The organism is Actinomadura sp. KC345 (assembly GCF_004348515.1).
Lineage (GTDB): Bacteria > Actinomycetota > Actinomycetes > Streptosporangiales > Streptosporangiaceae > Spirillospora.
Genome location: NZ_SMKH01000303.1, coordinates 1 through 9183, shown reverse-complemented (window position 1 = coordinate 9183; position 9183 = coordinate 1). Strand labels below are relative to the sequence as shown.

Sequence of the window (9183 nt, the reverse complement as noted above, 5' to 3'; positions counted from 1 at the left end):
CCCAGACCCCGTGCCTGGCGGAGCCCGGCCCCACCCCGACCGGCCGGGCTCCGCCAGGCACGGGGTCTGGGAGCGCGTCGCGCGGCTGATCGACCGCCGCCCGCGCCGCGTCTGGGCGGGCTGCCTGATCGTCCTGCTCGCGGGCGCCGCGTTCATGCCCCAATTGCGCACCGATGGGGTGCCGCTGAGCGAGACCTTCGTCGGCGAGGCGTCCTCGGTGACGGCGCAGGAGGTTCTGGACGAGCATTTCCCCGGTGGTTCGGGCAACCCGGCGATCGTCCTCACGGACGCGTCCGCGCTGCCGCAGACGATCTCGGCCGCCGAACGCGTCCAGGGCGTTTCCGGTGTCCGACCGCGCACGGCGGACGGCGGGCAGCCCCTGGTCGTGGACGGCCGTGCCCTGGTGGAGGTCACGTTGAGCGGCACGGCCGACAGCGAGGCCGCCCGGCAGACCGTCGAGCGGCTGCGCGACCGCCTCCACGGCGTCTCCGGCGCCGACGCCCTGGTCGGCGGCTACACCGCCCAGCAGGTCGACACCCAGGCCGCCGCCGAACGCGACCGCACCGTCATCGTGCCGGTCGTCCTCGCGATCATCGTGGCGATCCTCATCGTCCTGCTCCGCTCGCTGGCGATGCCCGTCCTCCTGGTCGCCACCGTCGCGCTCAACTACCTGGCGACCCTCGGCGTCGCCGGTCTGGTCTTCGAGCACGTCCTCGGGTTCACCGGCACCGACCCGTCGGTGGCCCTGTACGGCTTCGTCTTCCTGGTCGCGCTCGGCGTCGACTACAACATCTTCCTGATGACCCGTGCGCGCGAGGAGTCGCTGCGGCACGGGGTCCGCAGCGGCGTCCTGCGCGGCCTCACCGTGACCGGCGGCGTCATCACCTCGGCGGGCGTGGTCCTGGCCGCCACCTTCACCGCCCTCGCGGTGATCCCGCTGGCGTTCCTCGTCCAGATCGCGTTCATCGTGGCGTTCGGCGTCCTCCTGGACACCCTCCTGGTGCGCTCGCTCCTGGTCCCCGCCCTGGTCCGCGACGCGGGCCCGATCGTCTGGTGGCCGGGCACCCTCTACCGCCGCGGCCGCGAGGCGAAGCAGGTCCGCGAATCCGAGCAGCTCGTCCGCCTCGGCCGATAAAGGACGGGCCATGGGACGATGGCGCCGTGGCCAGGTCGTCCAGCGGAGAGTCGGTGCTCACCCGCGTGGTGAGGATCCTGGACGCGTTCGGCCCCGAGTCCCGGGTGCTCACGGTGGGGGAGATCGCGCGCCGTGCCGTGCTGCCGCCCGCGACGGCGGCGCGGCTGGTGAACGAGATGACCCGGCACGGCCTCCTGGCCCGCGACGGCCGCCGCGGCGTGCGGATCGGCACCCGCATGTGGGAGCTGGCCGAACGCGCGTCCCCGATTCAGAGCCTCCGTGAGGCCGCCATGCAGTCCATGGGAGATCTCCAGTCCGTGGTGGGGCACTCCGTGCAGCTCGGGGTCCTGGACGGCGACGAGGTCCTGTTCGTCGAGCGGCTCACCGCGCCGGACGCCGTCGTGAACTTCACCCGGGTCGGCGGCCGGCTCCCGCTGAACGCCTCGTCGTCCGGCCTGGTCCTGCTGACCCACGCCGGCGCGGGCTTCCGCGAGAGGATCGTCAAGGGGCCGCTGCCCACCTACACCCCGCGCACCATCGGCGGCGAGCGGGCGCTCCGCGCCGAACTCGCGGAGGTGCGGCGCCGCGGGTTCGCGTTCTGCCCCGGCCACATCCACCCCGACGCCACGGGGATCGCCGTGCCGGTGCGGCAGCACGGGCAGGTCGTCGCCGCGCTCGGGCTCGTCGTGCCCAACGACGACGCCGCCTGGACGCTGACCCGGCCCCTCCAGCTCGCCGGCCTCGCGCTCAGCCGCGCCCTGACCGCCCAGGTGCCCGTCCCGCAGCGGACGGACCGCCCCGGCATGTGACCGGCGCCACGAAAGTCCTCTCATTCAATGAGAAAGCGCCTCGTCGGCCGGATCGCGTCCGGCCGATCCTCGGATTCCGCCCCCGAGCCCGAGGAGGACGGCGATGGACACCGCGGTGGAGCTGCGGGTGACCGGCAAGACCCCGGTGGCCGACGGCGTCGTGGCGCTGGACCTGGCGCGCCCCGACGGCGGCCGGCTGCCCGACTGGACGCCCGGCTCGCACGTGGACCTGGTGCTGCCGGGCGGCCTGACCCGCCAGTACTCGCTGTGCGGGGACCGCTGGGACGCCCGTTCCTACCGGGTCGGCGTCCTGCGCGAGCGCGGCGGCCGGGGCGGGTCCGCCTACGTCCACGACGAGCTGCGCGTGGGCGACCCGGTCGGCATCGGCGGGCCGCGCAACAACTTCCGGCTGGTCCCGGCCACCCGCTACCTGTTCGTCGCCGGCGGCATCGGGATCACGCCGCTGCTGCCGATGATCGTCCAGGCGGAGACGCTGGGCATCGGATGGCGGCTGCTGTACGGAGGCCGCACGCGCTCGTCCATGGCCTTCCTGGACGAGCTGCGCCGCTACGGGGACAAGGTCGCCGTCGTGCCGGAGGACGAGCACGGCCCGCTGGACCTGCCCGCCTGGCTGCCGGACCCCTCGACCGGCACCAAGGTGTACTGCTGCGGGCCCGCCGGCCTGCTGGACGCGGTGGAACGGCGCTGCGCCGGCTGGCCGGCCGGTCTGCTGCGCACCGAGCGCTTCGTCGCCGCGGCCCCCGGGACCGGCGCCGTCGACGGCGCCTTCGAGGTGGAGCTGCGCCGCTCGGGCCGGACGCTGCGTGTCGCCCGGAACCAGACGCTGTTGCAGGCCCTCGGCGACGCGGGCGTGCCCGTGCTGTCGTCCTGCCGCCAAGGGCTGTGCGGCACCTGCGAGACGACCGTCCTGGACGGCGTCCCCGACCACCGAGACTCCCTGCTGGACGACGCCGAGCGCGCCGCCGGGGACTGCATGTTCGTGTGCGTGTCCCGTGCCGGGAGCGAACGACTCGTCCTGGACCTGTGACCTTCCGGAGGACCCCGATGACCACCACCCTGCCGCCCGCCCTGGACATCGACCCGTTCGCCGCTGACGTCCTGCGCGACCCCCTGCCCATGCAGCACGACCTGCGCGAGGCCGGGCCCGTCGTGCACCTGAGCCGCTACGACGTGTACGCGCTGGCGCGCTACGAGCAGGTCCACGCCGCGCTGACCGACTGGCAGTCGCTCCAGTCCGCCGCCGGGGTCGGGATGGCCAACTTCCGCTTCGAGGAGCCGTGGCGCCCACCGAGCCTGCTGCTGGAGGCCGACCCGCCCCTGCACGACGCGCCGCGCGCCGTCCTGGGCAAGGTCCTCGGCCCGCGCGCGCTGCGCCGCCTGCGGGACGCCTGGTTCGCCGACGCGGAGGAACTGGTCGACCAGGTGCTCGCCGAGCCGTCGTTCGACGCCGTCCCCGCTCTGGCCCAAGCCTTCCCTCTGCGCGTGTTCCCGGACGCGGTGGGACTACCTCAAGAAGGCCGGGAGAACCTCCTTCCCTACGGCGACCACGCCTTCAACGCCTTCGGCCCGCACAACGAACTCGTCGCGAAGGGCGCGCCCCGGGTCCCCGAGCTGTCCGGATGGGTCGCCGCCCAGTGCGCCCGCGACAACCTGTCCGAGGACGGCTTCGGAGCACAGATCTGGGCGGCGGCCGACAGGGGAGACATCACCCATGACCAGGCGCCCCTCATCGTCCGCTCCCTGCTGACGGCCGGGGTCGACACCACCGTCCACGCCCTGGGCGCGGTGCTGTACGCCTTCGCCGCCAACCCCGCCCAGTGGGAGCGGCTCCGCGCCGACCCGAGCCTGGCCCGCGTCGCCTTCGACGAGGCCGTCCGCTGGGAGTCGCCCGTGCAGACGTTCTTCCGCACCGCCGTCGGAGACGTCGACATCGCTGGAACGACCGTCCCCGACGGCAGGAAGATCCTCATGTTCCTGGGCGCGGCCAACCGCGACCCCCGCCGCTGGACGGACCCCGACGCCTTCGACCTGACCCGCGACCCGTCCGCCCACGTCGGCTTCGGCATGGGCATCCACCAGTGCGTGGGCCAGCACGTAGCCCGCCTGGAAGCAGAAGCCGTCCTGACCGCCCTAGCGGCCAGGGCCGACCGCATCGAACTGGCCGCCACCCCCGAACGCCACCTGAACAACACCCTCCGCGCCTGGTCCTCCATCCCCCTCCACGTCCACCGGGACTGAACCTTGGCCTGCACGACTGTGCAGGCCGTTGCGCAACACCCGGGCCCGGGTCGTCACACCGGCCGAGTCGGCTCGTCCAGCCACAGTTGGTCGCCCTCGGGGGTGACGGTCAGGCCGAACCGCTCGACTCCGGGGCCGTCGTGGCGGATCCACCACTCGAAGGCGTCCTCCAACTCGTCCCACAGGCGCCGGTCGCCGTACTGGGTGACCTCGTAGTGGTCGTGTCCGGGTTCCCAGTCGCAGGCGGCCCATGGCCCGTCCGGGTCGCCGATCTCGAACAGGAGCAGGGAGAAGGACCCGTCGTCGAAGTGCTTCTCCCAATAGATCAGGCCCGGTGCCAGGGCCACGGCGGCGAGGCGGAGGCCCGGCCCGGCTTTGAAGACGGTCCGCGGATCGAGCGCGGTCGTCGTCACCTGTGCCTCTTCGTCGTGGTGGACGCGCCACTTCAGTTGGGCGCGGTGGGAGCGCAGCATCATGTATCCGGCCGGTCCGTGGAACCGCCCGTACGCGCCGTCGGAGGTCGTGGTCAGCCGCGTGAGCAGGCCATGGTCGCGAAGGGGTTGCCACGGCGCGACGATGACACCGCCGGGCCGGGTCTGCTCCACCCAGGTGAAGGGGACCTCGGCGACGGCGACCGTCGCATGGACGCGGTCGTAGGGTGCGTGGTCCGGGAATCCTGTACGGCCGTCTCCCACGATCAGATGCGGTGCGAATCCGGCCTCCGCGAGGTTGGCTTCGGCGCGCTTGGCGATCCCGGGGTCCACCTCCAAGGTGGTGACGTTCTTCTCCCCGACGCGCGCTGACAGGACGGCGGCGGTGTATCCAGTGCCCGCGCCGATCTCCAGGACGCGGTCGTGGTCGCGGGGAGCCAGCAGCTCCAGGCACGTGAAGGCGATGCCGGGGGCGGAGATCGAGCTGGACGCCATTCCGTCGGAGATCTGCAACGGGTCGCCTTTGCCGTCCTCGCGCTGGGTGATGATCGAAGCGTCGGAGTAGACGGCGCTGAGCCACTCGTCGGGGCGGGCTCGCCGGTCGACCGGGTAGCTGGCGCCGTTCTCGGGGCAGGCCAGGCCGACGTCCGGGACGAAGGTCTCACGCGGTACCGCCTGCATCGCCGGCAGCCACTCTGCGCTGATACCCAGCGAAGCGGCCAACTTCTCGGTGTTGTTCATGCGCCCTTCTCCAGTAGGTCGGCCATGGCCGAATAGATCGCGAGCCCGGTCGTGTCGGCGATCCATCCGAACTCGCCGCGCTGGTTCACCTCCAGGAACACCCACCGGCCCGAGACGTCGTGGATCAGGTCGAACGCCCCGTACACCAGGCCGAGCCGCGCCAAGAGCATGAGCAGCTTGGCCCGAAGGTCGAAGGGCAGGTGGATGACGCTGTAGGACAAGGCGTCGTAGTCGGACCGCCAGTCCTCCTGCGCGGCTGTGCTCGCGGCGTCGATACGGACGGCGAACACCTCGGCGCCGATCACGGTTACGCGGGCCTCGAAGGACTTTGGGACGCGCTCTTGGAACATTTGAGCGGTGCGTCCGAACGCCGGGTCGAGGAGGCTTTCCCGTTCGGTGAGGGGGGCGGTGTAGAGGAGGCGGACCTGCCCCTCGTCCGCGTGGACGACGCCATCCAAAGGTTTGTAGACGATGGGACGCCGAAGCCGTGTCGCCCACTCGTAGGCGAGGCGCGCATCCGAGGTGATCAGAGTCTCGGGCACCGCCAGCCCGACCTTCGCCGCCTCGGCGAGCTGAAGCGGCTTGTACTCGGCACGGGCCGCCGCCATCGGATCATTGACCCACAGGCAGTCCCCGAGCGCGGTGAGGACGCCTCCGAAACCACGCCGGGCCTCCCCGTAGGCGAAGGCGCGCTCGGGAGAGGACATGCGCTCGTCCATGACGAACGGGGTGATGCCCCGCTGCCATACGGAGCTGATGCTGGCCAGTTGGACGTCAAGGCCGTCTCGGTCACGGATGCGTCCAGTCCAGGAGGACGAACTGTTCAGCTGAGCACCCATCGACAGCCGTGAGGGGAAGTCGGACGGGTTCACCTGCGCCACGCTGGTTCCGCGTCCACGCAGCTCGGCGGCGACCCGTTCGGCGACCTTGTCGCCGTCGCGGGCCAGCATCAGCACCGTCATCGTCAGTCCTTCCCCTTGTCCTCGGGGTGCTGGCTGTCGCCCTGGCCTCCGGTGGTGTACTCGGAGGTGCCCTTGTCGTGCTTGCCCGCACGCGGCACCACTAGGAACCGCAGTCCCCAGGGACGGGCCTCGGTCGCAGCGGCGTCGATCTGGGACGCCTGGTCCAGGCCCGGGTCCAAGGGGAAGATGTCCCCGACTCGGAAGACGAGTCCGCGCGACTCCCCGTCCGGCGAGTGCGTCACGGAGTCGAGCGGCTCAGGCCGCTCGACCGACTGAGTGGTCATCGAACTTCCTTTCTGGCAGCGCGACGGCCGCCGATGGACCGCTCCTCGACAAGGAGCTTCGGGTGAGGACGGCCGCGACCGGGTTGGGTCGGGCTGTCGCAGGCCACGGCCCCGAAGCATCGTGTCCAGGGGGTTCGTCCTCCGCAGGGGGCGTCGGAGGGACGTGACGTTCCGCCTCGGGGCCGTGGGGTTCAGGTGGCGGCAGACCGGCTGATGGCCTGCCCTGCCAGGTGCCGAAGCGGGTGCGCCGCATGGGCGGGTGGCGGTGTCGCTCGGCGTTCCGGATGGCGATGGAAAGCGAGAGAGTGTCCGGCGCGGTCACGACGAGTGACTCGGTGCTCCACATCGCCCAAGCGGTGAACTCCCGGCTGTACGCGCCCCACACCACAGCCCACCCGGGATGGTTGCCCTCGGCCCACCGAGCGAGTTCCGCACCGTCCGCCATGGGTCACGACCTGGAGGAAAGGACGTGGCGGACGGCGACATCGGCGGTCGGCCCGACCGTGGCGCACTTCGCCCACACCCACTTCCCGTGCGGTGCGGTCGGCGCGACGCCCCAGCTCTCCGACAACGCCTCAACGATCGGGAGCCCTCGTCCACGCGTGAAGGCGTCATGCCCGGTGTCGAGCGCCGCAGCGTCCGGTGCCGCCTCGGCACCTGTCGAGCCGAGGAAAAGCTTGCGCACTGGCCTGACGTCGGAGGAGTCCCAGACCCCGAGAAGGACGGCGTCAGGCTCCCGCGTGAGCCGGACCCGGATCTCCTCCCCCCCCGGCGCGTGCTCAACGGCATTGGTGACGAGCTCACTGGCGATCAGCTCCACATCGTCGCTGATCCCGGCGACCCCCCATGCGGCGAGCCGGGACGTCACCAGCCCGCGAACCTGCCCCGGCACCGTCCGCACCGCCCGAAACGTCATGTCCAGCATCAAGGCGGCCCCCGCACCCGCCCTGGTCGCGCCGCCGCACATCATGACCACCGCGCCATCTGCTTCAGGACGAGCATGGCCCGCTCCGCAGGCGCTGATTTGGTGTCGACCTGGCCGAGCACATGCGGGCGCTCTCCACTCCACCGCCACCGCTGGCGATCGCAAGTGACCACCCGCTCAACACGCGCCCCCGTCGACACGACGAGCGTCCCCGTGTCCTTCCGGCAACCGTGCTGCGTGAGCTGTGTCGCCAACCCCTGCAGTGGGGTGGCCCTAACATCGGCTTTGGTCCCGACCGCCTTCGTCGGGCCACTGTTCAGGAACCTGTGCCCGATGGCTTCCGGGTGGCCACTTTGGGGGGTCGTGTCTGGCATGGCGGGTACGTCTCCATGGTCGGCAAGTAGGGGCCTGGCCAGATTTGTTTCAACAAATCTGGCCGCCTTCATGGTGCCGGTAGGGTGCGGTGCCGTCAATAAGATTCAACAAATCTGCCCGACATGAGGAGATGAGCGCGTGGGGTCAGCGCGTTACGTCGAGATCGCCGATGACTTGCTGCGGCGTATTGATGCAGGTGAGTGGGGGGCGGGGGAGACGCTGCCGCCGATGGAGAAGCTCGCCGAGCACTACGGCGCCAGCCGCAACGCGGTTGCCCGCGCGGTGGGCAAGCTGGCGAAGGACGGCCGCTTGGTCTCAGTGCCGCGCCGAGGCACCGTTGTCCGTCCCAAGCACCGCAAGACCGTCATGCGCACCGACCTTGTGAAGCGGAACACCAGGCACCGGAAGGACGGGGAGGAGTTCGCAGGGGGTTACAGCTTCCCGGCCGCCATGGGGAACGAACTCTGGGCGCATCACATCAAGCCGGACGTCCGCAATGCCCCTATCGATGACCCTCGCCTCGCCCACATGTTGAACGTGCCGGTTGGGGAGATGGTCATGAGGCGGCTTCGTGTGACCGGGCCTGATGGCGAACCGGCGTTCCAGATCTCCACCACGTGGATACATCCGCGAATCACGGCCGAGGTCCCCGAGGTCGAGGACCCGCAGGGCACAGGCCCCGGAGCCTGGATAGATGCGATCGAGGCCATGGGACATGGCCCTCTGGAGTGGCTCGAACGCCGCCGCGTGCGGATGCCGACGCTCGACGAAGCCAAGTTGCTGCTCATCCCCGCCGAGTTGCCCGTGTGGGAGATCGTCCGCACCAGCTACAGCGCGAAGGACGAGAAGGCGGTGGACGTCACGCAGGTCATCATCCCTGGCGACCGCATGGAGGAAGTCTCTCGGCTGCGTCGCGACGAGTCCGCGCAGTGGCCCCACCGCTCCACCGGTCCAGACGGACCACCCGTAGCGCCCGCCGAATAGCCCATTGCGCTTTCCCTTCAGGGGCTGGTGGAGTACAGGCCGTTCTGCAGGAGCCGCTGGTTGGCGGCGTCGGCCGCCGTGAGGGCTGCGACCAGATCGTCTGGTGGACGGCCGCGGTCCAGTTCGTCCATGGTCTCGCCAAGGCTGCGCATGACGTGCTCTTCCACCGCCTCCCGCAGCCAGCCCCTCCTTGGTGCCGGATTGGTGACGCCGGTCAGATCCTCGGTTGGAAGCGCGCTCATGGACGGCGGGCTGGCGGCTATTGCGTGGTGGGGGCG

Annotated in this window: 10 protein-coding genes; 5 read left to right on the top strand and 5 right to left on the bottom strand. The window is 71.0% G+C overall.

The window, feature by feature from the left end; translation table 11 throughout:
• The 4 genes from E1281_RS33075 to E1281_RS33060 form a co-directional block, all read left to right on the top strand.
• Window positions 1-1135, top strand: a 1135-nt coding sequence (locus E1281_RS33075; protein WP_165959213.1) for an MMPL family transporter, incomplete at its 5' end; no start/stop codon positions are given.
• 26 nt (window positions 1136-1161) lie between these two features.
• Window positions 1162-1944: an IclR family transcriptional regulator gene (locus E1281_RS33070; protein WP_131883649.1), complete on the top strand. Its 783-nt coding sequence runs from the start codon at window positions 1162-1164 to the stop codon at window positions 1942-1944.
• 103 nt (window positions 1945-2047) lie between these two features.
• A complete protein-coding gene (locus E1281_RS33065) occupies window positions 2048-2992 on the top strand; it encodes a PDR/VanB family oxidoreductase (protein WP_131883648.1) in 945 nt (314 codons plus the stop codon).
• 17 nt (window positions 2993-3009) lie between these two features.
• The gene (locus E1281_RS33060) at window positions 3010-4203 is read left to right on the top strand and encodes a cytochrome P450 (protein ID WP_131883647.1); all 1194 of its coding nucleotides are present in this window, start codon (window positions 3010-3012) and stop codon (window positions 4201-4203) included.
• Between the two features lie 53 nt (window positions 4204-4256).
• On the opposite strand, the gene E1281_RS33055 is transcribed toward E1281_RS33060, so the two are convergent.
• The 4 genes from E1281_RS33055 to E1281_RS33040 form a co-directional block, all read right to left on the bottom strand.
• Window positions 4257-5375 (bottom strand): methyltransferase domain-containing protein, encoded by a 1119-nt coding sequence (locus tag E1281_RS33055; protein ID WP_131883646.1) that lies wholly within the window; start codon window positions 5373-5375, stop codon window positions 4257-4259.
• Window positions 5372-6337 carry an MvdC/MvdD family ATP grasp protein gene (locus tag E1281_RS33050; protein ID WP_131883645.1) on the bottom strand — a complete coding sequence of 322 codons (966 nt, stop codon included), beginning with the start codon at window positions 6335-6337 and terminating at the stop codon, window positions 5372-5374. Before E1281_RS33050 ends, E1281_RS33055 begins: the two co-directional genes overlap by 4 nt.
• Window positions 6338-6339: 2 nt before the next feature.
• A complete protein-coding gene (locus tag E1281_RS33045; protein WP_131883644.1) occupies window positions 6340-6621 on the bottom strand; it encodes a hypothetical protein in 282 nt (93 codons plus the stop codon).
• Between the two features lie 448 nt (window positions 6622-7069).
• Window positions 7070-7537: an ATP-binding protein gene (locus E1281_RS33040; protein WP_165959212.1), complete on the bottom strand. Its 468-nt coding sequence runs from the start codon at window positions 7535-7537 to the stop codon at window positions 7070-7072.
• Window positions 7538-8059: 522 nt separating this feature from the next.
• Here E1281_RS33040 and E1281_RS33035 point away from each other — a divergent pair.
• The gene (locus tag E1281_RS33035; protein ID WP_131883642.1) at window positions 8060-8905 is read left to right on the top strand and encodes a GntR family transcriptional regulator; all 846 of its coding nucleotides are present in this window, start codon (window positions 8060-8062) and stop codon (window positions 8903-8905) included.
• A gap of 17 nt (window positions 8906-8922) precedes the next feature.
• Here the strand turns inward: E1281_RS33035 and E1281_RS33030 are convergent.
• On the bottom strand, window positions 8923-9183 hold a 261-nt coding region (locus tag E1281_RS33030), incomplete at its 5' end, for a hypothetical protein (protein ID WP_207943636.1).